Genomic DNA, 21,996 nt, shown 5'->3' with positions numbered 1-21,996 from the left:
AGCGGAGCGCCTGTGTCAAACGGAAGCGGCGTCGATGTCGGCCATCAGCAGGCGAAATTCGTAAGCGGCCTGATCAGCGGACCGTTCAGCCAGCCGCCAGGCGGAACTGTCAGGATCACGCGGGAATCCTTTGTTCAGCTTGCGGATTTCAGTCAAGAGGGCAGGGAAGGCCGCGCGGTCGAGACCGACCGCGATACAGGCGAGGAACAGGGGGCGGGCCGTGTCACCCGTCAGCGCGCGATGGATTTGCGCTACCTCGAAACGGCCGAGTACCGCCAGGCCGTGAGCGAAGACGCCCAGCTTTTCTTCACGCAGGGCGCGGATAAGGTAGGCGGGGCGGAGCTGGCCGGCTGCGTTCAGCTTGGCCACCAACCGGGCGTCCGACTCGTCGGCGGCGGATGCTGATGGGGCTTCCCAGGCGACGGCCGTGTCGCTGGCTGCGCTCTGGGCCGCTTCTGACAGACAGGCGGGGTCGATGGTGAAGCGGTCGCTGATCGCTTGTCGCAGGGCCTCGCCGACCCATTGATACAGAACCAGCGCCAGATCTTCATTCAGCGATGGGTGTCGGGTCAGCGGCGCGCGCAGGGCAGCCAACTGGCGCGACCTATTGACCAGAACAGTGAAGGAAGCGTCCTCAATCCGCGCACTGCGGTTGGTGGCCAGTGCTGTCATCACCGCCGGATCGCCGCCCGCGATGATGGCGCGGGCCACGGCGGCGCCGAGGTCAGGGCGCAGGGCGACCTGGATCTGATGCTCGATCGAGCAGTCGGCCAGAAGCTGCAGAAGATCGTCGTCGAGCAGCAGGGGGCTGGCGGCGATCACCGGGCGAGCGATCTGGATCTCGTCGGCGGCCAGCATCCGCACCAGTGCGGCGGGCGCCCATTCCGCCTTGGCCAGTCGCTGGGCCAGGACCTGACGGATTTCGCGCTCGGCGCTGCGGGTCAGGGCGATGAAGATGTCGGCCAGAGCCTCGGGCGCGCCGCCGTGGCCGGCTGCGGATTCATAGAGGCCCGCCACCCCCATCAGCAGGCGATGCTGATCGTCGGGAGAGCGTGACTTGGCCAGGTCCAGCAACTGGTTCAGGCCCGCCAGCGGCACGGCCTGAGATGGCTTTTCGGGGGCTAGCGGAACGACTGTGGACACTGGCGGCTCCGCGCATCGAAAGGCGGCCGCCTTGGCCGCGCGGCATACTCATCCTGACGACGTGAAAACAGGGTTAATGAAAACCTTCCGCGACGAACGCGGGTCGCTTGACGGCGCGGCGGAGCAGGGCGAGGTTCAACCGAACAATGATAAGGGAGGTCGTCATGGCGGACGGATCGACGTCGTCGCTGAAGTCGCGGGTGTCAGAAGCCGAATGGCAGGTGCGCCTCGAATTGGCGGCGCTCTATCGGTTGGTTGCGTTGCACGGGTGGGACGACATGATCTTCACCCATATCTCGGCCCGCGTGCCGGGGCCGGAGCACCACTTTCTGATCAATCCCTACGGCTGGTATTTCGACGAGATTACAGCCTCTTCTCTGGTGAAGGTCGATCTGGACGGCAATATTGTTCAGGAGACGACCAGCTTCATCAATCCGGCCGGCTTCACCATCCACTCGGCGGTCCACGCCGCGCGCGAGGACGCCAAATTCGTCATCCACCTGCACACCGTGAATGGTGTCGGCGTGGCGGCCCAGCAGCACGGCCTGCTGCCGATCAGCCAGAACGCCTGCCTGTTGCAGCATCAGGTCGCCTATCACGGCTATGAAGGCCTGGCGCTGAACCACGACGAGCGCGAGCGTCTGGTGGCCGATCTGGGCGACAAACCGCTGATGCTTCTGCGCAACCATGGCACCCTGGCCGTCGGCGAAACGGCGGCTCAGGCCTGGGTCGGGATCTTCTTCCTGGAACGGGCCTGCGCCCAGCAGGTCGCGGCCCTGTCGGGCGGACGCGAGCAGGTGCTGATCGCGCCGGAGGCCGCGCAGGCGGAAACGAAGGATCAGGGGCGCGGCATCGGCTTCATCTCTGCCCTGGCCTGGCCCGGCGCCCTGCGTCAGCTTGAACGCAAATCGCCGGGTTACGACGTGTGAGGGCGGTCGGGGGGCTGCTGGTCGCATTGAGCCTGGCGGCGGCGTCTTCCGCGTCCGCCGGCGCCTGGAACCTGCCGAAGGGGAAGGGGCAGGCGATCGTGAAGTACGAGGACATGCGCGCCGATGAGCAGTTCGTGTCGGGCGGTCGCACCGACCTGCCGGCCGAGCGTGTGGACCGCGCTGCGTCGCTTTTTGCCGAGTACGGCCTGACCGACCGGTTGACCCTTCAGTTCAAGGGTGACTGGCAGTCGGGTCGAGATGACTATGCCGACTATGAAGGGCGCGGGCCGATAGAGATCGGCGCGCGTTGGCAGGCCTATCGCGACGACGCGAACGTCGTGGCCGTCTATGCGGGCTATGCCCAGGGCGGGTCTGGCCGCAATGCCGGTTACGCTCAGCCGGGAGCGGGCGACAGCGACTGGGAGGCGCGGCTGCTGGCCGGTCGTGCGATCGACGGATCGGGCGCGAAATGGATGCCGCAACGAAGCTTCGTCGAGGCGCAGATCGCACGGCGCTGGCGTCAGGGGCTGCCGGACGAGGTGCGGCTTGACGTCACGGCGGGCGCGCGTGTCAACAAGAACTGGATGCTGATGGCCCAGGGCTTTGGCGGGGCGGTGGACGGCGATGGCGCGCGCTGGCTGTCAGTTGAACTGTCCGCGGTGCGTGATTTCGGTCCCTGGAGCCTTCAGGCGGGATGGCGTCAGGCGGTCGCAGGCCGCGAGACGCCCGTGGCCGGAGGGCCGATCATTGGGGTCTGGCGTCGCTTTTGACGAGGATTTCCGCGACGGACATCAAGCGCGCCGACGTTACAGATACTTTATTTGCGTAACGGCCATGACCCGCTAAGCGGGACCGCTTGTTGTCGGGGAGACTGCGTCGCGTGTTCAAACGCCATTTTTTCATCATCGCTGCGGCCTGTCTGGTTGGACTTATGGTCCTGGCGGCGGTTCTGAAGATCACCCTGGCTGACGACAGCAAGGGCGGCGCGGGCGGTCCCGGTCGCGGCGGCCCCGGCGGCGGTCGTGGCCAGGCGGTGGCCGAGGCGGTCGTGACCCCGCGCGAGTTCGCCGATCAGATCCGGGTGCTGGGCGTGGCGCGCAGCAAGCGCTCGGTCAACATCACCTCCAACACGACCGAGTTGATCACCCGCGTCATGTTCACGGACGGCCAGCGCGTGGCGGCCGGCGCGCCCTTGGTCGAGTTGCAGGCGCGCGAGGAAGACGCCGATCTGATCCAGGCGCGGGCCCAACTGGCCCAGGCTCAGCGCGAATACGACCGCTTCAAGATTTTGGCTGAGCGCGGCTTTGCGCCGCGCGTCACCGCCGAGCAGGCGGAAACCGCTCTGCAAAGCGCCCGTGCCGCACTCGCCGCCTCGGAAGCCCGCCGCGGCGACCGTGTGCTGCGCGCGCCCTTCGCCGGCGTCCTGGGGCTGACGACCGTGACGCCGGGCACCCTGATTTCGCCGGGATCGGTCATCACCACCCTGGACGACACCAGCGCCATTCGCGTCGATTTCCCGCTGCCGGAGCGTTATCTGGGCGTGCTGCAGGTTGGCACTCCCCTAATCGCCACGGCCGACGCCTACGCTGGCGAGAGCTTCAACGGCCGCATCGCTCTGCTGGACACGCGGGTCAATGAACAGACCCGTGCCGTCATCGCCCGCGCCGAGTTCGCCAACCCCGGCGCCCGCATCCGGCCCGGCATGATGATGCGCGTGGCCGTGCAGCAGGGCCGCCGTCAGAGTCTGTCGGTTCCGGAAGCCGCTGTTCAGTATGAGGGCCAGGGCGCCTTCGTCTACCGCATCGCGCGAGGCGAAAAGGGCACGACCGCCCAGCGCGTCGAGGTGCAGACCGGGGCCGTCGAGGGTGGATTCGTGGAAATCCTGTCGGGTCTGGACAACAATGATCATGTGGTGGCTTCGGGCCTGAACCGCATCCAGCCCGGCGCGCCTGTGACTGTCGGTAGCGCGACGCAGAAGGGCGGCGCGCGCGCAGCTCAGGCGGCACGCTGATGATGCTCTCTGATGTTTCGGTCCGTCGCCCCGTCTTTGCGGCGGTGGCGGCCATTGTCCTGTGCGTTATCGGTCTGGCGGCCTTCTTCTTCCTGCCGGTGCGCGAACTGCCGGACGTCGATCCGCCCATCGTGTCGGTCAGCACCAGCTACGCCGGCGCCTCGGCCGAGGTCATCGAAAGCCGGATCACCGAGCCGATCGAGCAGCAGATCGCCGGCATCCAGGGCGTCGAGCGCATCAACTCGACCAGCCGCGACGGCCGTTCCAACGTGAACATCGAGTTCTCGCTGGACCGCAATATCGACGACGCTGCAAACGACGTGCGCGACCGCGTCTCGCGCGTTCAGGGGCGTCTGCCGGACCAGGCGGATCCGCCGGAGGTGGCCAAGGCTGACTCCGACAGCCAGCCCATCATGATCATGTTCCTGCGTTCGACGACGATGAACCGTTTGGAGCTGACGGACTACGCCGACCGCTATCTGGTGGACCGGTTCGCCACCGTGCCGGGCGTGGCCCAGGTCAACATCTTCGGCGAGCAGCGCTACGCCATGCGCATCTGGCTGGACGCCGCCGCCATGGCTGCGCGAGGCCTGACCGTCAACGACGTCGAGACGGCGCTGAGCAACCAGAACGTCGAACTGCCCGCCGGATCGCTGGAATCCACGCAGAAGGACTATACGGTCCGCGTCGCTCGCACCTACGCGAGGCCGGCTGACTTCGCCCAACTGCCGATCGGCACGCGCGGGTCGGCTTCGACGGCCACGGGCGCCCAGTCGTCCGGCACGCTCGGCGCTGCCTCCGCCGCCATGACCAATGGCGTGACCGGCGCCCTGCTGGGCAACGCCGCCTATGTTACGCGTCTTGGCGATATCGCCCGGATCGAGGAGGCACCCGCCGAGGCGCGTCGCCTGTTCCGCGGCAATGGCATCGACCAGATCGGTCTGGCCGTCACCCGCCAGGCGCAGTCGAACGACCTGCAGATTTCCGAGGGCGCGCGCGCCCTGATGGCGCAGATCAAGCCGACCCTGCCGCCCGGCACGACGCTGGAGGTCGGGTCCGACAACTCGGTCTTCACCTCGCACGCCATCGACGAGGTCTGGATCACCATCGGCATTTCGATGGCCCTGGTGGCCCTGGTCAACTTCATCTTCCTGGGTAGTTTGCGGGCGGCGATCATCCCCTCGGTGGTGGCGCCTATCTGCCTGCTGGCCACCTTCATCGTCCTGGCCCCACTCGGTTTCTCGCTCAACCTTCTGACCCTGCTGGCCCTGGTTCTGGCCATCGGCCTGGTGGTCGATGACGCCATCGTGGTGGTCGAGAACATCCAGCGCCGTCTGGATCACGGCGAGCCGCCCCTGATCGCCGCCGAGCGTGGCGCGCGGCAGGTCTTCTTCGCCGTCGTGGCGACGACGGTGGTTCTGCTGTCGGTGTTCGCGCCCCTGCTGTTCCTGCCGGGCTATGTCGGTCGTCTGTTCGTCGAACTGGCGGCGGCCATCGCGGCGGCCGTGGCCTTCTCGGCCTTCCTGGCGCTGAGCTTGTCGCCCATGCTGGCGTCGAAGATCCTGAAGCCGGCGCAGACCGGCGGCTGGGTGGCGCGTCGCGTCGACCGGGCCATGGACGCGCTGAAGAATTCCTACGCCAGCTCGCTCAACGCCCTGCTGGGCCGTCGGATCGCGGTCGGCGGCGTGATCGGTCTGATCATTCTGGTCGCGGCAGGGGCCGGGGGCATCTTCAAGGTTCTGCCCAATGAACTTGTGCCGAACGAGGATCGCGGTCGCGTTCAGATCCGGGTTCAGGGCCCGGAAGGCGCCGGCTTCGACTACACTCGCAAGATCATGCTGGGGCTCGAGCCGATCCTGGCCGAATACCGCGAGAGCGGCGAGGCCGCGAACTATCTGATTTCGTCGCCCGGTTTCGGCGGCGGCAGTTACAACTCCGGCAACGGAGTGCTGAACCTGGCGGACTGGTCCCAGCGCGAGCGCTCGGCCGATGAGATCGCCCAGGAACTGAACGGCAAGCTGCGCGGCCAGACCGACGCCCAGGTCAACGCCTCGACGCCTGGGGCCTTCCAGCGCGGCGGGGGCAACTCCAACTCGGTCGAGATGATCGTCACGGGCGCTGAATATGGCCCGATCTATGACTGGCTGCAGCCCATTCTGGCGGCGGCGCAAGAGAATCCGGGCCTGTCGCGTCCGCGCCTGAACTATGAGCCGAACGCGCCGCGTCTGTTGGTTGACGTCGATCCGCAGAAGGCGGCGGCCCTGGGCGTATCATCACAGCAGATAGGCCGCGCGCTCGAGACCATGTTCGGTTCGCGTCGCGCCACCACCTACATCAAGGGCGGACAGGAGTACGACGTCATCCTGCAGACCGATCGCGACAACCGTCGCGGCGTGGCGGACCTTGAAGCTCTCTATGTCTCGACCGGCGCGGGCCAACTAGTGCCGCTGTCGGCGGTGGTCACGACCCAGACCTCAGGCGACACGCCCGACCGTCGCCGCCTGGACCGCCAGCGGGCCATTACGCTTTCGGCCGACCTGAACCCCGGCACCACCATCGATGACGCGGTCGCCTTCCTGAACGCCGAGGTGGCCAAGCAGCCGCAGGGTCTGGTGACGATCCGCTGGGGCGGCGCCGCGCGCGACCAGCAGGAGGCGGGCAGCGCCGTCGGCTGGGCCTTCGGTCTGGCCTTGCTGTTGGTCTTCCTGGTGCTGGCGGCCCAGTTCGAGAGCTGGATCACTCCGGCGGTCATCATGCTGACCGTGCCTCTGGCGGCTGCTGGCGGTCTGTTCGGCCTGTTGATGGCGGGCTCCAGCCTGAACATTTACAGCCAGATCGGCCTGATCATCCTGATCGGGGTCGCGGCCAAGAACGGCATCCTGATCGTCGAGTTCGCCAACCAGCTACGCGATCAGGGGCGGACGATCCGCGAGGCCATCATCGAGTCCTCGTCGCTTCGTCTGCGTCCGATCATCATGACCTCGATCGCCACCGCCTTCGGCGCCCTGCCGCTGGTGCTGTGGCAAGGGGCGGGCGCCGGCAGCCGTCAGACCATCGGCGTGGTCATCTTCACCGGCGCGATCTTCGCCACCATCCTGACCCTGTTCGTGGTGCCGGTGATCTATGGCGTGCTGGCGCGCTTCACCAAGTCGCCGGAATACACGGCCCGCAAAATCGAGGAGTGGGAAGCCCAGGAGATCGCCGAGGGCAAGACCCCGGACATGACGCCGGGCTAACGCGCCCTCGGGCTCAGACTTAGGTAGCGGGGGCCGTCGCGGCTGCGGCGGCCTTCGCCGTTTCCGGGGTGTAGCCCGTCTCCACCTTCAGGAAGGCGATGACGTCGCGGCGGTCGGTAGCGTCGCGCAGGCCTGCGAAGGTCATCTTGTTGCCGGGCAGGAAGGTCTTGGGGTTTTCCAGCCAGTGATCCAGCTTGTCGGCGTCCCAGGTGAAGCCTGCCGTGCGCAAGGCGTGCGAATAGCTGTACTTGTCCAGCGCTCCGGCTTGCCGTCCGAAGACGCCGTACAGGTTCGGACCCGCCATGTTCGGGCCGCCCGGCGTGATGGTGTGGCAGGACCGGCAGCGGGCGAAGGCGCGACGGCCGTTCTCCAGATCACCGGCGTTGTAGGGGGCGGGCAGGGTGGCCAGCACCGCGACCTTTTCAGCCTCGGTCAGGGCGGGCGGCGGCGGGGCCTTGGGCGTCGCATCGGCGGCGGGCGCAGCGTTGTCGCCGCAGGCGGCCAGGGCCAGAGAGACGGTCAGGGCGATGGAAAGGGTCGAGATGGTGCGCATAGGAAACTCCATATGGGCGAACTCCATAGGCCAGACCCTCTTGATAGCCGATGGGCGTTTAGTCGCAACGGCGCCGGTTATCGTTACTGGACGCGAACCGTTCGCAGCTGATAATCACTGTCAACTTAAGTGAGCGGCGCCGGGCGTCGTCGTAATGAGCGCCATGACCGACACTATCAAACTCAGCCAGGCCCGACGCGGCGATCGCGGCGTCATCGTTCAGGTCGGCGCCCATTGCCACCATCAGGATCACGAGATCGAACTGGAGCGCCGCCTGCTGGAGCTGGGCTTCGTCGAGGGCGCGCACGTCGAACTGCTGCACGAAGGCCTGTTCGGTCGTGACCCCATCGCCATCAAGGTCGATGACATGCGCGTGGCCCTGCGTCGGCACGAGGCCGCCAGTCTGACCATTCGTCTTGAAGAGGGAGGCCTCTGATGGACATGGCCGTTCGCACCGCCCGGATCGCTCTGGTTGGGAACCCCAATAGCGGCAAGACCGCGCTGTTCAACGCCCTGACCGGTTCCCATCAGAAAGTCGCCAACTACGCCGGCGTCACCGTCGAGCGGAAGGAAGGACGTATCCACGCCGCCGACGGCCGCACCCTGTCGGTGCTGGACCTGCCGGGCACCTATTCCCTGCGCGCCCGCAGTCTGGACGAGGAAGTCACCCGCGACGCCGTCCTGGGGACCTTGCCGGGCGAGAGTCCGCCGGACGTGGTGGTCTGCGTCGCCGACGCCACCAACCTGCGTCTGGTCCTGCGCCTGGCGCTGGAGCTGAAGCAGGTCGGGCGGCCGATGGTGCTGGCGCTCAATATGTACGACATCGCCCAGCGTCAGGGCCTGCGTATCGACCTTGAGAAGCTGTCGGCGGAGATCGGCGCCCCGGTGGTCACGACAGTGGCCACGCGCAGGCGCGGCATCGCTGAACTGGTCGCCGCCGCTCAAGCCCAGGCCGATCTGACCGTGGGCGAAAGCCACAACGACTGGCATTCGCCTTCGCCCGCTGAAATCCGCGCCGCGCACCGCGAGGCCGAACGCATCGTCAAGGCCTGTGTGCGTCCGCCCGAGCGGCCCGACACCCTGACCGGCAAGATCGACAGCGTCCTGCTGCATCCGGTCGCCGGTCTGGCCATCCTGCTGGGCATCCTGTTCGTCATGTTCCAGGCGGTCTTCACCTGGGCGACACCGGCGATGGACAGCATCGAGGCGGGCTTCGGCCTGTTGGGGCAGGGGATTTCCGCCGTGATTCCCGATCATGGAATTCCGGGGCTGATCCAGAGCCTGATCGTCGACGGCCTGATCGGCGGCGTGGGCAATGTTCTGGTCTTCCTGCCGCAGATCCTGATCATCTTCTTCTTCATCATCGTGCTGGAAGATTTCGGCTACATGGCCCGCGCGGCCTTCCTGATGGACAAGATCATGGGCGGGGCGGGGCTGCATGGCCGCGCCTTCATCCCCCTCTTGTCCAGTTTCGCTTGCGCCATTCCCGGCATCATGGCGACGCGGGTGATCGAGGCGAAGCGCGACCGCCTGACCACCATCCTGATCGCGCCTCTGATGACCTGCTCGGCGCGCATTCCGGTCTATGTTCTGATCATCGCCGCCTTCATCCCGAACGAGACGGTCTGGGGCTATTTCAGCCTACAGGGTCTGGTCATGTTCGGCCTCTACGCCGCGGGCATCATCAGCGCGCTGCTGGTCTCGGTGGTGATCCGCAAGGTCTTCTGGCGCGGCGCGGTCGAGCCCTTCATGATGGAGCTGCCGGCCTACAAGATCCCGGATATCAAGAGCGTGCTGTTCAATCTGTGGCTGCGCGCCAAGATCTTCCTGCGTCGCGCGGGCAAGATCATCCTGCCGCTGATGGTCATCGTCTGGGCGCTGTCGACCTTCCCCTATCCGCCGGAAGGCGCGACGGGACCGGCCATCGACTATTCCTTCGCCGGCATGATCGGCAAGGCGCTGGAGCCCATCTTCGCCCCCATCGGCTTCAGCTGGCAGATGGTGGTGGCCCTGGTTCCCGGCATGGCCGCGCGTGAAGTCGCCGTAGCGGTCCTGGGCACGGTCTATTCCATCGCCGGCGCCGAAGAGAACGTCGGCGCCCTGGCCTCGGTCCTGTCGGCCGACTGGTCGCTGGCCACCGGCCTGGCCTTCCTGGCCTGGTATGTCTTTGCGCCCCAGTGCCTACCGACCATCGGCGTCGTGCGCCGCGAGACCGGCTCGATGAAGTGGACCCTGATCATGGTCGGCTACATGTTCGGCCTGGCCTATCTGGCGGCCTTCATCGTCTATCACACGGCCGTGGCGCTGGGCGGGGGCTAGGTCGCATCGGGTCGAAAAGGGCGAGCCTTCTGACTGCGGCCTGACAGGAATGAAGCTGGCCCCTCTTTGGGGCGTCAGCGCCCCGTCGTCAGTTTCACCACGATATGCGTCGTTGTATCGACGATGGCCTCGGCGGTGTCGGCCCGACGCATCAGGGCGAAGCCGGCGGCGACGGACTCCACCAGATTGGCGGTCTCGTAGGAGGTCAGGCGCGGGTTCAGCCCTGCGGGGTGATGGCCGTTGGCCTTGGCCTGGGCGATGCGGCGCTCCAGCGCCAGGTGCAGGCGGCGCATCCTCTTGATGCGGCTTTCAGCGAAGTCGGGCTCGCCCTTGTCGGCCAGCATATGTTCGACCCGCAGCACAGGTCCGTGGTCGCCCCAGAGCGCCAGGACTTCCAGCACATAGGCGCGGACAGCCTCGAAGGCGCGGTCGCCGGTCCAGTCGGCGTGGATATGCTTGGCCAGGCGCTGGAAGTCCTCGCCGGCTTCTTCGCAGAGGATCAGCAGGCCTTCCTCGACCGTTTTGAAATAGGTGTAGAAGGTCGGCGCTGAAACGCTGGCCGCCAGCGCCACGTCGGCGGCGCGGATCTCGCCCAGATGCTTGTGATTCAGCAGGCCGCGCAGGGCGTCAAGGATGGCGCGACGGGTTCGCGCCCCGCGCGTCCCGATCTTGTGGCCCAGCTTGTTGGTCGTCTCGGTCATGGAGGGAGGCGGCCGAAGATGATGGTGCCGGCTGCAGGAATCGAACCCGCGACATCCAGTTTACAAAACTGGCGCTCTACCAACTGAGCTAAGCCGGCCGTGCGCGCCTTATGCTGGTGGAATCGTCAGGACGCAAGCACAGTCCGGCCATGCCGATGACGCCTTATCTCACGCCGATCCTTTTGCTGGCCCTGTCGAACGTCTTCATGACCTTTGCTTGGTACGGTCATCTGAAATTCGGGGCCAAGCCCTTGTGGATCGTGGTGATCCTGAGCTGGGGTATCGCCTTCTTCGAATACTGCCTGGCCGTGCCCGCCAACCGCATCGGCCATCAGGTCTATTCAGCGGCCGAGCTGAAGACCATGCAGGAGGTGATCACCCTGCTGGTCTTCGCCGTCTTTTCGGTGGCCTATCTCGGCGAGAAGCTGACCCTGAACCACCTGGTCGGCTTCTCGTTGATCGCGGGTGGGGCCTTCTTCATCTTCAAAGGCCCGCTGTAACTCAGTCCAGTTCGGTGGCGATCCGGGTTGCCAGCGCCTTCAGCTGTTCAGCGTCGGCCATGGGAGCGTGGCCGTGTCCCTTCATCTGACGGTCGCTCCAGCGGGGGACGATGTGGAAATGCAGGTGGAAGACGGTCTGGCCGCCGGCCTCGCCGTTGAACTGCATCAGGCTGAGACCCTCGGGCTTAAGCGCTTTCTCGACCGCGCGGGCGGTGCGCTGGACGGCGGTGATGAGTTTTGCGAGTGCGTCCGGCTCGATTTCCAGCAGGTTGCGCGCCGTCGAGGTCTTGGACACCACCAGCACATGGCCTTCGGACTGGGGGAAGACGTCCATGAAAGCCAGGACGTCGTCGTCTTCCCACACCTTCACGCTGGGGATCTCGCCGCGCAGGATCTTCGCGAAGATGTTGTCGGGGTCGTAGGCGCCGTGAAGGCTCATGGGGAGGCTCCGTCAGAGGTGTCACGCCGAGGCTAGCAGGGCAGGGCGGATTTCGCACGGGAGCGAAACGCGATCTGACGCGCTATATGGTCAAGGTTCACGGAGATCGCCTTCCATGCTGCGTTTCATTATTCAAGCCGTCGTCACGGCCCTGGGCCTGTGGCTGGCCGCCCAGATCGTGCCGGGGGTGGACTTCACCTCGACCGGAACCCTGGTCGCTGCAGCGGTTCTGCTGGGCCTGGTCAACGCGATTGTGCGACCCATCATGGTCGTCTTGACGCTGCCGCTGACCATTGTGACCCTGGGCCTGTTTCTGCTGGTGGTGAACGCCACGATGATAGGGCTGACGGCGTGGTTCCTCGGCGGGTTCGTGGTCAATGGCTTCTGGGCCGGAATCGGCGCGGCCATTGTCACCGGGTTGGTCAGCTGGGTCGCCGGTGCGCCGTTCAGCAGCGGTGAAAGGGCTCGGTAATTAATCCGGGTAATATTGACGGGCAAATTTTGTCCGGGTAAATCGTCGCGACCTTCAAGGAGCTGACGATGACCACAGCAACCTGCACTGCCTTCGCCGATGATCGAGTGATCGCCTCGGGCACGCCGGCCGAGGTCGTGGCCGCCGTCAAGGCAGCGCACGACGCGGGCGCGGCGGTGCTGGTCTTCAACGACGCCGACGCGCGGCCGGTGGAGTTCGACCTGCGCGGGGATTTGGCGGCGGTGCTGGCGCGTCTGCCGTCCGCGCCGGTCGAGAAGCGCGGGCCGGGACGGCCCAAGTTGGGCGTGACTGCGCGCGAAGTGACATTGTTGCCGCGTCATTGGGACTGGTTGGCGGCCCAGCCGGGCGGCGCGTCCGTAGCGCTGAGGAAGCTGGTCGAGAACGCCCTGCGCGAGGCCGAGGGGCCGGATCGGGTGCGCCGCAGTCGCGAGACCGCCTATCGCTTTATGACCGCCGTGGCGGGAGATCGGCGCGGCTATGAAGAGGCGACGCGGATGCTGTTCGCCGGCGACTGGGCGGCTTTTGACGCTGCGATCGAGGCTTGGCCTTCAGACGTGCGCGACTACGCCCGGCGTCTGGCAGAGGGGAGCTGGCGCAATGGTCAGGGCAGGGGCCTTAACTCGGGCGGATGACCATGCAGGTGACGCGACGCTCGCTCAGCGTTTCGCAAGCGGCCTGGGCGGCGGCTTCGGTCATGCCGGTGAAGCGCGAGCGATACCAGCCGTTGGCGGTCTGAACGTCGCGCTGGGCGTCGCTGAACTGAGTGCGGAAGCGGCGGCTGACGTCGTTCAGCCAGTCGCGGGCCACGGCTTCCTCGCGGAAGGCGCCGACCTGAACCGTCCAGCGTCCGGCGGGCGCGCGGGCCGCATCGCGGGATGAGGCGCGGGCAGGGACGGACGCCGAGGTCGAGCGACGCATCGCGGTCGACGAAGAGCCGCCGTTCAGCGAGGCAGTCAGGTTCTCGGGCGTGCGGGCTTCTGCGCGTTGGACCGGGGCGGCGGCGCGGGGCGTTGCGGCGCGCGAGGCAGCGGCGGCGCGTGCCGAGGGCGGCGGCGTCACCTCGGTCGGCAGGCTGGCGGGCGGCGGGCCGGCGACATAGGCCACGGCGGTCGAGCCGACGCCTTCGCCATCTTCGTCTGAGGCCGAGGCGTATTCGACCGGCGGATTGGGATCGGCGCTGATGCCGTAGCCGCGCTGTTCGAAGAAGGCCTGGGCCACCTGGATGCGCTCGCCCTGACCGCGACGGCGCTGGACCTCGAAGCCGGTGTCCATCAGCTCGGCCACGTGGGCGTTGCGGCTGGCGGTCGAGCGGCCGCCCATGACGATGGTGATGATCCGCTTGCCGTCGCGCACCGAGGAGGCGGCGAGGTTGTAGCCCGAGGCGTTGGTGAAGCCGGTCTTGATGCCGTCGTAGCCCCTGCCCGTGGCCAGCAGGCCGTTGGTGTTCCGGTAATCGCGGCCGTTGTAGTACCAGTCGTGCAGGCCGAGGTAGCGATAGTACTGCGGGTAGTCGCGCATCACAGCACGGCTGAGGATCGACAGGTCGCGGGCGGTCGTCGCCTGACGCGTGTCGGGCAGGCCGTTGGCGGTGGTGAAGCGGGTGTGGTCCATGCCCAGTTCGCGGGCCTTGGCTGTCATGCGCGCGGTGAACTGGGCTTCGGAGCCGCCGATGTGCTCGGCCAGGACCACGGCCATGTCATTGGCGCTGCGCACCGCCGTAGCCTTCATGGCGTCGTCCAGGCTGATCGACTGGCCGGCGGCCAGCCCCAGCTTGGACGGCGGCTGCGAGGCGGCGCGTGGCGAGACGGTGAGGTTGTCGGTCAGCTTGACCTTGCCGGATTCCAGCGCCTCGAAGACCAGATACAGGGTCATGACCTTGGTGATCGAGGCGGGGTAGCGGCGCGAGTCGGCGAAGCGTGAGAACAGCACCTCTCCCGAGGCGGCGTCGACGACGATCGAGGCGTAGCGTGAGTTGTCCGAGGACTGGGCGACCGGCGGCGGTGCGCCGAGAGCGGGCGTCAGGACCACGCCGCCCAGAACCAGGGCGGCCAGGAAGCGGCGTTGGAATGCAGCGTTCATGGTCAATCTACTAGCCTCGTCACTGTGGCGCGAAGACGACCGTGATCACCGCGCGTTACAAAGGCTAACATCGGCTCTGCGGGTTTCGAGAGGGTAAACAAGCCGTCAACGGAGTTGTGATCGGCTTGGCGGGAGCAGGTGATCGGCGATCATATGTTGCGTCGCACAATTTTCACTTGAAGTCATTTCGCACTTGCACCATATGACCCCTGTCGCGATGAACGTCGTTCGTCGTGAGATCCTTTATCCGCTTCGGGAGAGTCCCAATGGCTGACGCCGCCGAGACTGTTAAGAAGACCGTTGAACAGACGACCGCCAAGGCCAAGGCCCAGGCGGAATCCATCCAGGCCGCCGGCGCCAAGGCTTTCCGTGAAGGCGTGGACAAGTCCGTCGCCTCGCTGACCGAGCTGAACGCTCACGGCAAGAAGAACCTCGAAGCCGTCGTCGAGTCGGCCGCCGCCGCCCAGAAGGGCGCCGAGGCCCTGTCGCAGGAGGCCATCGCCTTCTCGAAGAAGAGCTGGGAAGACGGCGTCGCCGCCGCCCAGTCGATCAGCCAGGCCCGTTCGGTTCAGGAACTGGTCGAACTGCAGACCTCGTGGGCCAAGTCGGCCGCCGAGGCCTATCTGGCCCAGTTCGGCAAGGCGACCGAGATCTTCACCGCTTCGGTGAAGGACAGCTTCAAGCCGATCAACGAGCGCGTCACCGCGACCGTCGAGAGCTTCCAGGCCGCCCGCTAAGCCTGACAAGGTTCAGTAGCGTACAATCAGGCCCCGGCGGAAACGCCGGGGCTTTTTGCGTCCGGCGACGCTCCAAGCGTGACCAGAGGGCTGTTCACGCAACGCGTGACTGGACGCCTCTACAAATCAGGCCATCATCACCTATCTGATCCATCAAGACTCCCCCGAAGACGGACAAAGAATGCCTACCAGACGGCCAGGTGAACAAGGCGGAGGCGCAGGCGCCGCCGTCGTCACCGAGACAAAGCCGAAACTTCAGCGGCCCTCGCTCTATCGGGTGCTGATCCTGAATGACGACTACACCCCCATGGAGTTCGTCATCTACGTGCTGGAACGGTTCTTCCAGAAGAGCCGGGAAGACGCGACCCGCATCATGCTGCATGTGCACCAGCATGGCGTCGGAGTGTGCGGCGTCTTCACCTACGAAGTGGCCGAAACCAAGGTCGCCCAGGTGGTCGAGACGGCGCGCCGTCACCAGCACCCTCTGCAATGCACGATGGAAAAAGACTGAGAGGATCTTCCCATGCCCTCCTTTTCTCGTCCTCTCGAAGAGACCCTGCACCGCGCAGTCAGCTATGCGAACGAGCGTCGGCATGAGTACGCCACGCTTGAACACCTGTTGCTGGCCCTGATCGACGACATGGATGCGGCGGCCGTCATGACCGCCTGCAATGTGGACCTCGGCGCGCTGAAGACGGCTCTGACCCTCTATGTCGATAACGACCTGGCCGCTCTGGCCACGGCCGACGGCGACGACGCCAAGCCTACGGCCGGCTTCCAGCGCGTGATCCAGCGCGCCGTCATCCACGTCCAGTCGTCGGGCCGCGAAGAGGTGACGGGGGCCAATGTCCTGGTCGCCATCTTCTCCGAGCGCGAAAGCCACGCCGCCTACTTCCTGCAAGAGCAGGACATGACGCGCTATGACGCGGTCAACTTCATCGCCCACGGCATCGCCAAGAAGCCGGGCGCTGCCGAAGCCCGTCCCGCGCGCGGCGCCAGTCCCGAGGACGCCGAGGACTCCGCCGCCGTCAAATCCGGCGGAGAGGCGCTGGAAGCCTACTGCGTCGACCTGAACGAGAAGGCCCGGAGCGGCAAGATCGACCCCCTGATCGGCCGTCATGCCGAGGTCGAGCGTTCGATCCAGATCCTGTGCCGCCGCACCAAGAACAACCCGCTGCTGGTCGGCGACCCCGGCGTCGGCAAGACCGCCATCGCCGAGGGCCTGGCCCGCAAGATCGTCAATGGCGAAGTGCCGGACGTCCTGAAGGACGCCACCATCTACAGCCTCGACATGGGGGCGCTGCTGGCCGGCACCCGCTATCGCGGCGACTTCGAGGAACGGCTGAAACAGGTCGTCAAGGAACTGGAGACGCACGAGAATGCGGTCCTGTTCATCGATGAAATTCACACAGTGATCGGCGCTGGCGCCACCTCGGGCGGGGCGATGGACGCGTCCAACCTGCTGAAACCGGCCCTGGCCTCGGGCAGCCTGCGCTGCATGGGTTCGACCACCTATAAGGAATACCGTCAGCACTTCGAGAAGGACCGCGCCCTGGTGCGTCGCTTCCAGAAGATCGACGTCAATGAGCCGACGATCGAGGACACGGTGAAGATCCTCAAGGGGTTGAAGACGACCTACGAGACCCATCACAAGCTGCGTTACACCGACGCCGCCATCCGCACGGCTGTCGATCTGTCGGCGCGCTACATCACCGACCGGAAGCTGCCGGACAAGGCCATCGACGTGATCGACGAAGCAGGGGCGTCTCAGATGCTGCTGCCGGAATCCAAGCGCAAGAAGGTCATCGGGCAGAAGGAGGTCGAGGCCGTCATCGCCAAGATGGCCCGCATCCCGCCCAAGTCGGTCAGCAAGTCGGACACGGAATCCCTGCGCGAGTTGGAGGCCGACCTGAAGCGAGCCGTCTTCGGTCAGGAACAGGCCATCGAGCAGGTTTCGGCGGCGATGAAGCTGGCGCGAGCGGGCCTGCGCGACCCGAACAAGCCCATCGGCGCCTTCCTGTTCAGCGGCCCGACCGGCGTCGGCAAGACCGAGGTGGCCAAGCAGCTCGCCGCCACGCTCGGCATCGAGATGCAGCGCTTCGACATGTCCGAATACATGGAGCGCCACACGGTCAGCCGCCTGATCGGCGCGCCTCCGGGCTATGTCGGTCATGACCAGGGCGGGCTGCTGACCGACGCTGTCGACCAGCATCCGCACTCGGTGGTGCTGCTGGACGAGATCGAGAAGGCCCACCCCGACGTCTACAATATCCTGCTGCAGGTGATGGACAACGGGACGCTGACCGACGCCGTCGGCAAGAAGGTCGATTTCAGGAACGTCATCCTGATCATGACCACCAACGCCGGGGCCGCCGACAACGCCCGCGCCTCCATCGGCTTCGGCCGGGGCAAGGTCGAGGGCGAGGACGACAAGGCCATCCAGCGCCTGTTCGCGCCGGAGTTCCGCAACCGCCTGGACGCCATCGTGGCCTTCAAGCCGCTGGCCGCCGAGACGATCCGCTCGGTGGTGACCAAGTTCATCCTTCAGTTGGAAGCCCAGCTGGCGGACCGCAACATCACCATCGAACTGACCGACGAGGCGACCGACTGGCTCGCGAAGAACGGCTTCGACGAACTGTATGGCGCACGGCCCCTGGCCCGCGTCATTCAGGAGCACATCAAGAAGCCGCTGGCCGACGACATCCTGTTCGGCCGCCTGACCCGCGGCGGACACGTCAAGGTCGAGCTGAAGGACGGCAAGATCGCCTTCGACATCACCCCGGCCAAGGGCGCGGCGGTGAAGGAAGAGGAAGAAGAAACGGCCTGATTTCAGTCAGGTTTAAAGTCGGAGGCCCGGGCGGGAACGTCCGGGCCTTTTTCTTTGGCGCGGGTAGGGGCATGGTCGGGCTGAGACGGAGGGACACATGACCGCAGTGCTGACCGAGCGGCAGAAGAAGTGGTTCGCCACGGTCCAGGCCAATCTGGAAAAGAGCACCGGCAAGCCGCTGGCCGACTGGGTCGCGATCATGAAGACCTGCCCCGAGACCGCGCCGCGCGCTCAGGCGGCCTGGTTGAAGGCCGAGCATGGCGTGGGCCAGAACCACGCGGCGCAGATCCTGGACGCCTGCCGCCCCGCCGACGGCTCCGGCTGGGACGACCCCGAGGCCCTGCGCGCAGCGCTGTGGAAAGACTCGGCCTCGCTGGCCGTCCTTGAGGCGGTCGAACGCGTCGCGGACGGCGTCGAGGGCGTCATCTCAGGGCAGAGGAAGGGCTACACGTCGTTCTCACGCAGCGTGCAGTTCGCGGCCATGCGCCCGCTGAAGGGCGGTCGGGCCTTGTTGGGATTGAAGGTGGCGGTTGAAACCTCGCCGCGCCTGTCGCCGTCGGCGCGACGCGAATCCTGGTCCGAGCGGCTGACGGCGACGGTCGAACTGGACGCCGTCGGTCAGGTGGACGCCGAGATCAGCCGCCTGTTCGCACAGGCGGCTGACAGGGGGTGAGGTTTAGCGCCTGCGGCCCAGGCTACCGAGCAGGATGGCCGCTCCGGCCAGAATGCCGGTGGTCAGCAGGGGTTTGCGGCGGGCGAAGTCCAGACCCTTGCGCGCCGGTTCGCGCAGGTCGGCGGGGGCCTTGTCCACCATGCCGTCCAGACCGTCGATGACGCGGCCATAGGCGTCCAGCGCCTTGCCCTTCACCTCGTTCAACCTGCCTTCGACCTGCAGCTTGCTGTCACCGGTCAGGCGACCGAAGCCGCTCTGGGCCTTGCCCTTCAGTTCCGTCGCGACGCCTTCGATACGTTGATCGGTCATGGTGATCCCTGAATGTGAGGAAAAGACTCTCATTGGAAGCGCCTCGGCCTGCCGAGAGTTCCTGACTTCGCGTCGGTCGCGACCAAATGTCAGCCTTTGCGATAGGGCGACAGCTCAGTCGTCATCGCCGCCATTTCCGCCTCGACTGCCGGGCGCTCGTTGTCGAGGTAGCGGGCGACAGGATCGCGAAGGGCAGGATCGGCGATCCAGTGGGCGGAATAGACCGGGGAGGGCAGGTAGCCGCGCGCGATCTTGTGCTCGCCCTGGGCGCCCGCCTCGACGCGCGACAGGCCACGCGCGATGGCGAAGTCGATGGCCTGATAATAGCAGAGCTCGAAATGGAGGAAGGGCACCTCCTCCAGCGCGCCCCACTGACGGCCATAGAGGGCGTCGTGGCCGATGAAGTTCAGGGCTCCGGCGATGGGCGCCTCGTCCCGGAAGGCCATGACCAGGGCGATGCGGTCGGCCATGCTGGCCCCGACGCGGGTGAAGAAGTCGCGCGTCAGATAGGGCCTGCCCCATTTGCGGTCGCCGGTGTCCATGTAGAAGGCGAAGAAGGCGTCCCAGTGGGCCTCGCTGATGTCGGCGCCGGTCAGGACGCGGATGTCGAGCCCGGCCTGGGCTTCGCGCCGCTCACGGCGGATGGTCTTGCGTCGGTTGGACGACAGGGCGGCGAGGAAGTCGTCGAAGCTGCCGTAGCCCTCGTTGCGCCAGATGAACTGGATGTCGCGGCGCGGCAGCAGGCCCGCCTTGGTCATGGCGCGCCATTCCGGCTCGGTCGGGAAGTTGACGTGCAGGGACGAGACGCCGAGGCGCTCGACCAGGGTCAGGGCGCCTTGCAGCAGGGCCTCGCGCAGGGTGGCGGTGTCGGCGCCGGGGGCGTTCAGAAAGCGCGGCCCGGTCGCGGGCGTAAAGGGCACGGCGCCCAGAAGCTTGGGGTAGTAGCGGCCGCCGGCGCGCTGATAGGCGTCGGCCCAGCTGTGGTCGAAGACGTATTCGCCCTGGCTGTGGCCCTTCAGATAGAGGGGCATGACGCCGATCACGGCGCCGTCTTCGTCGTGCAGGGAGAGGTGGCGCGCCGCCCAGCCCTGGGTCGGGACGGCGCTGCCGGACGCCTCGCAGGCGTGCAGGAAGTCGTAGGAGACGAAGGGATCGCCGGTCGGGGCCGCGCAGGCGTCCCACGCGTCCCGGCCTATGTCGGCGATCCCGTCGTGAACCTGAAGCGTGAAGCTCACTTCACCTCGATGATGGCGTCGATTTCCACGGCGAAGCCGAGCGGCAGCTTGTAGACGCCGACGGCCGAACGGGCGTGCTTGCCCGCGTCGCCGAAGACTTGAACCATCAGGTCCGAGCAACCGTTGACGACGGCCGGGATGGCCTCGAAGTCCGGGCCGGCCTGGACGAAGGCGCCCAGCTTGACGATGCGGGCCACGCGATCCAGGTCGCCGTCGACGGCGGCGTTGATCTGGGCCAGCAGGTTGATGCCGCACAGACGGGCGGCCTCGGCGGCCTGCTCCGGGGTCACGTCGACGCCGACGGTGCCCTTGATGCCGCCGTTGGCGTCGTTCGACAGCTGGCCCGAGATCAGGACCTGGTTGCCCGACTGGACGTAGGAGACGTAGCTGGCGACCGGCTTTGCGGGCTCGGGCAGGGTGATGCCGAGTTCGGCGATGCGGGCGTGGATGCTCATGTCGGAGACTCCGTTGAAAGGTTCGAGCGGGGTGTAGCGCGCCAGACGGGCGGCGTCATCCGGGCTTCTTGAGCGCCCGGCCCGCGACCACGGCGGCGGCGCCGAACTTTTCGCGCAGGGCGTCGATGGCGGTCTCGGTTTTCAGGGCGCGCGTCTCGGCGGTGGCGAACAGGCCAGCGGGGGCGGCGCCCGCCTCGGCGATCTCGGCCAGACCGATGCCGATCAGGCGATAGGGCTCGCCCAGTTCGGGTTTCAGCAGGTCGCGTCCGGCGGAAAACAGCACCCGCGCCGTCTGTACCGGCTCTGCCAGGGTGATGCGGCGGGTGACGATCCTGAAGTCGGCCTTGCGCAGTTTCAGCACCACCACCCGGCTGGCCACCCCGTCGCGCCGCGCCTTTGAGGCCAGCTTCTCGCACAGGGGCCACAACTCGGCCTCCAGGTCCTCGGCGGCGGTCAGGTCGTCGTTGAAGGTGGTCTCGGCGCTCATGCCGCGTCGGTCATGGTCGGGTCGCACGGGGCGAGCGTCGCGGGCGTGGCTCAAGTCATAGAGGCGCAGACCCGTCTCGCCGTAGCGCCGGACCAAGTCCTTGACGTCGGCGGCGGCCAGATCGCCGACGGTGGCGAAGCCGTCTGAGCGCAGGGTGCGGCCGAACACCGGGCCGACGCCGGGCAGGATGTTGACCGGACGCGAGGCCAGCAGGCCCTTGGCCTCGGCCGCGCCGATGACCGAGAAGCCGCGCGGCTTGTCCAGTTCCGAGGCGATCTTGGCCAGGAAGCGGTTCGGGGCCAGGCCGATGGAGACGGTCAGGCCGGTCTCGTCCTCGATCCATTTCTGCAGGCGGATCAGTTGGAATGCCGGCGGGCCGCCGTTCAGGCGTTCGGTGCCGGCCAGATCGATCCAGGCCTCGTCCAGCGACAAGGTCTGGACCAGGGGCGTCAGCTTGCCCACGGCGCCGAAGATGCGTTCGCTCTCAGCGACATATTTTCTGAAATCCGGCTTGATGACGACGGCGTCGGGACAGGCCTTCAGCGCCTTGTACATGGGCATGGCCGAGCCGACGCCGTGCAGGCGGGCGACGTAGCAGGCGGTCGAGACCACGCCGCGCTTACCGCCGCCGATGATGACGGGCTTGTCGCGCAACTCCGGCCGGTCGCGCTTCTCGACCGAGGCGTAGAAGGCGTCACAGTCCAGGTGGGCGATGGTCAGCTCGCCCAGTTCGTCGTGGCTGATGACGCGACGCGAGGCGCACGAAGGGCACCGTGCGACCTTACGGTCGCCGGTCCACAGACAGTCGCGGCAAACGGCCTTCAGGCCCAAAATGAACTCCGGTTCCTCAGCTTCATCTCAACTTAAGAC

The 21,996-nt window shown here is 66.6% G+C and carries 22 protein-coding genes and 1 tRNA gene; 13 read left to right on the top strand and 10 right to left on the bottom strand.

The window, feature by feature from the left end:
- Positions 1 to 15: 15 nt before the first annotated feature.
- Complete coding sequence (locus ACIQTU_RS11505; protein ID WP_400546879.1) at positions 16 to 1,143, bottom strand: DUF2336 domain-containing protein; 1,128 nt, start codon at positions 1,141 to 1,143, stop codon at positions 16 to 18.
- A 164-nt stretch (positions 1,144 to 1,307) separates the two neighbouring features.
- Between ACIQTU_RS11505 and ACIQTU_RS11500 the strand changes: the two genes are divergently transcribed.
- From ACIQTU_RS11500 to ACIQTU_RS11485, 4 genes are all read left to right on the top strand, one after another.
- A complete protein-coding gene (locus ACIQTU_RS11500) occupies positions 1,308 to 2,072 on the top strand; it encodes a class II aldolase/adducin family protein (protein ID WP_400546876.1) in 765 nt (254 codons plus the stop codon).
- On the top strand, positions 2,069 to 2,842 hold the full coding sequence (locus ACIQTU_RS11495) for a hypothetical protein (protein ID WP_400546873.1): 774 nt from the start codon (positions 2,069 to 2,071) through the stop codon (positions 2,840 to 2,842). The genes ACIQTU_RS11500 and ACIQTU_RS11495 overlap by 4 nt, the downstream gene beginning before the upstream one ends.
- A gap of 110 nt (positions 2,843 to 2,952) precedes the next feature.
- Positions 2,953 to 4,083 (top strand): efflux RND transporter periplasmic adaptor subunit, encoded by a 1,131-nt coding sequence (locus ACIQTU_RS11490; protein WP_400546870.1) that lies wholly within the window; start codon positions 2,953 to 2,955, stop codon positions 4,081 to 4,083.
- A 2-nt stretch (positions 4,084 to 4,085) separates the two neighbouring features.
- Positions 4,086 to 7,319, top strand: a complete 3,234-nt coding sequence (locus tag ACIQTU_RS11485) for an efflux RND transporter permease subunit (RefSeq protein WP_400547120.1) — start codon at positions 4,086 to 4,088, stop codon at positions 7,317 to 7,319.
- Positions 7,320 to 7,338: 19 nt separating this feature from the next.
- On the opposite strand, the gene ACIQTU_RS11480 is transcribed toward ACIQTU_RS11485, so the two are convergent.
- Positions 7,339 to 7,899 (bottom strand): c-type cytochrome, encoded by a 561-nt coding sequence (locus tag ACIQTU_RS11480; protein WP_400546867.1) that lies wholly within the window; start codon positions 7,897 to 7,899, stop codon positions 7,339 to 7,341.
- Positions 7,900 to 8,035: 136 nt separating this feature from the next.
- Between ACIQTU_RS11480 and ACIQTU_RS11475 the strand changes: the two genes are divergently transcribed.
- Positions 8,036 to 8,308, top strand: coding sequence for a ferrous iron transport protein A (locus tag ACIQTU_RS11475; RefSeq protein ID WP_400546864.1), 273 nt, complete (start codon positions 8,036 to 8,038; stop codon positions 8,306 to 8,308).
- Positions 8,308 to 10,191 carry a ferrous iron transporter B gene (locus ACIQTU_RS11470; protein ID WP_400546861.1) on the top strand — a complete coding sequence of 628 codons (1,884 nt, stop codon included), beginning with the start codon at positions 8,308 to 8,310 and terminating at the stop codon, positions 10,189 to 10,191. Before ACIQTU_RS11475 ends, ACIQTU_RS11470 begins: the two co-directional genes overlap by 1 nt.
- 74 nt (positions 10,192 to 10,265) lie before the next feature.
- On the opposite strand, the gene ACIQTU_RS11465 is transcribed toward ACIQTU_RS11470, so the two are convergent.
- On the bottom strand, positions 10,266 to 10,892 hold the full coding sequence (locus ACIQTU_RS11465; protein WP_400546858.1) for a TetR/AcrR family transcriptional regulator: 627 nt from the start codon (positions 10,890 to 10,892) through the stop codon (positions 10,266 to 10,268).
- Positions 10,893 to 10,914: 22 nt separating this feature from the next.
- A tRNA-Thr gene (locus ACIQTU_RS11460) sits at positions 10,915 to 10,990 on the bottom strand.
- A 51-nt stretch (positions 10,991 to 11,041) separates the two neighbouring features.
- On the opposite strand from ACIQTU_RS11460, the gene ACIQTU_RS11455 reads away from it, so the two are divergent.
- The gene (locus ACIQTU_RS11455; RefSeq protein WP_400546855.1) at positions 11,042 to 11,392 is read left to right on the top strand and encodes a DMT family protein; all 351 of its coding nucleotides are present in this window, start codon (positions 11,042 to 11,044) and stop codon (positions 11,390 to 11,392) included.
- A gap of 1 nt (position 11,393) precedes the next feature.
- On the opposite strand, the gene ACIQTU_RS11450 is transcribed toward ACIQTU_RS11455, so the two are convergent.
- Positions 11,394 to 11,831 (bottom strand): HIT family protein, encoded by a 438-nt coding sequence (locus ACIQTU_RS11450; protein ID WP_400546852.1) that lies wholly within the window; start codon positions 11,829 to 11,831, stop codon positions 11,394 to 11,396.
- Positions 11,832 to 11,946: 115 nt separating this feature from the next.
- Here ACIQTU_RS11450 and ACIQTU_RS11445 point away from each other — a divergent pair, with 115 nt between their 5' ends.
- Positions 11,947 to 12,303 carry a phage holin family protein gene (locus ACIQTU_RS11445; protein WP_400546849.1) on the top strand — a complete coding sequence of 119 codons (357 nt, stop codon included), beginning with the start codon at positions 11,947 to 11,949 and terminating at the stop codon, positions 12,301 to 12,303.
- A 68-nt stretch (positions 12,304 to 12,371) separates the two neighbouring features.
- The gene (locus ACIQTU_RS11440; protein WP_400546846.1) at positions 12,372 to 12,956 is read left to right on the top strand and encodes a DUF2239 family protein; all 585 of its coding nucleotides are present in this window, start codon (positions 12,372 to 12,374) and stop codon (positions 12,954 to 12,956) included.
- Here the strand turns inward: ACIQTU_RS11440 and ACIQTU_RS11435 are convergent.
- Entirely contained in the window at positions 12,940 to 14,403 is a 1,464-nt protein-coding gene (locus ACIQTU_RS11435) for a D-alanyl-D-alanine carboxypeptidase (protein WP_400546843.1), read from the bottom strand. The genes ACIQTU_RS11440 and ACIQTU_RS11435 overlap by 17 nt on opposite strands.
- Positions 14,404 to 14,669: 266 nt before the next feature.
- On the opposite strand from ACIQTU_RS11435, the gene ACIQTU_RS11430 reads away from it, so the two are divergent.
- The 4 genes from ACIQTU_RS11430 (at position 14,670) to ACIQTU_RS11415 (ending at position 18,640) form a co-directional block, all read left to right on the top strand.
- Positions 14,670 to 15,140 (top strand): phasin family protein, encoded by a 471-nt coding sequence (locus tag ACIQTU_RS11430; protein WP_400546840.1) that lies wholly within the window; start codon positions 14,670 to 14,672, stop codon positions 15,138 to 15,140.
- Between the two features lie 181 nt (positions 15,141 to 15,321).
- On the top strand, positions 15,322 to 15,651 hold the full coding sequence (gene clpS / locus ACIQTU_RS11425; protein WP_105564763.1) for an ATP-dependent Clp protease adapter ClpS: 330 nt from the start codon (positions 15,322 to 15,324) through the stop codon (positions 15,649 to 15,651).
- A 12-nt stretch (positions 15,652 to 15,663) separates the two neighbouring features.
- Positions 15,664 to 17,967, top strand: a complete 2,304-nt coding sequence (gene clpA / locus ACIQTU_RS11420; RefSeq protein ID WP_400546837.1) for an ATP-dependent Clp protease ATP-binding subunit ClpA — start codon at positions 15,664 to 15,666, stop codon at positions 17,965 to 17,967.
- Positions 17,968 to 18,064: 97 nt separating this feature from the next.
- Entirely contained in the window at positions 18,065 to 18,640 is a 576-nt protein-coding gene (locus tag ACIQTU_RS11415) for a DUF4287 domain-containing protein (protein WP_400546834.1), read from the top strand.
- 3 nt (positions 18,641 to 18,643) lie between these two features.
- Here ACIQTU_RS11415 and ACIQTU_RS11410 read toward each other — a convergent pair whose 3' ends face one another.
- The 4 genes from ACIQTU_RS11410 to ACIQTU_RS11395 form a co-directional block, all read right to left on the bottom strand.
- Positions 18,644 to 18,949, bottom strand: coding sequence for a CsbD family protein (locus ACIQTU_RS11410; protein WP_400546831.1), 306 nt, complete (start codon positions 18,947 to 18,949; stop codon positions 18,644 to 18,646).
- Between the two features lie 89 nt (positions 18,950 to 19,038).
- The gene (locus ACIQTU_RS11405) at positions 19,039 to 20,184 is read right to left on the bottom strand and encodes a GNAT family N-acetyltransferase (protein ID WP_400546828.1); all 1,146 of its coding nucleotides are present in this window, start codon (positions 20,182 to 20,184) and stop codon (positions 19,039 to 19,041) included.
- The gene (locus ACIQTU_RS11400) at positions 20,181 to 20,639 is read right to left on the bottom strand and encodes a RidA family protein (RefSeq protein ID WP_400546825.1); all 459 of its coding nucleotides are present in this window, start codon (positions 20,637 to 20,639) and stop codon (positions 20,181 to 20,183) included. Before ACIQTU_RS11400 ends, ACIQTU_RS11405 begins: the two co-directional genes overlap by 4 nt.
- 55 nt (positions 20,640 to 20,694) lie before the next feature.
- Entirely contained in the window at positions 20,695 to 21,951 is a 1,257-nt protein-coding gene (locus ACIQTU_RS11395) for a DNA polymerase IV (RefSeq protein ID WP_400547117.1), read from the bottom strand.
- Positions 21,952 to 21,996 lie beyond the last annotated feature (45 nt).

The sequence above is a fragment of the Brevundimonas sp. NPDC090276 genome, assembly GCF_044772165.1.
In the GTDB taxonomy this organism is placed as follows: Bacteria; Pseudomonadota; Alphaproteobacteria; order Caulobacterales; family Caulobacteraceae; genus Brevundimonas.
Note: the sequence above shows the minus strand (reverse complement) of the source record. Positions and strands in the feature narration are given on the sequence as shown.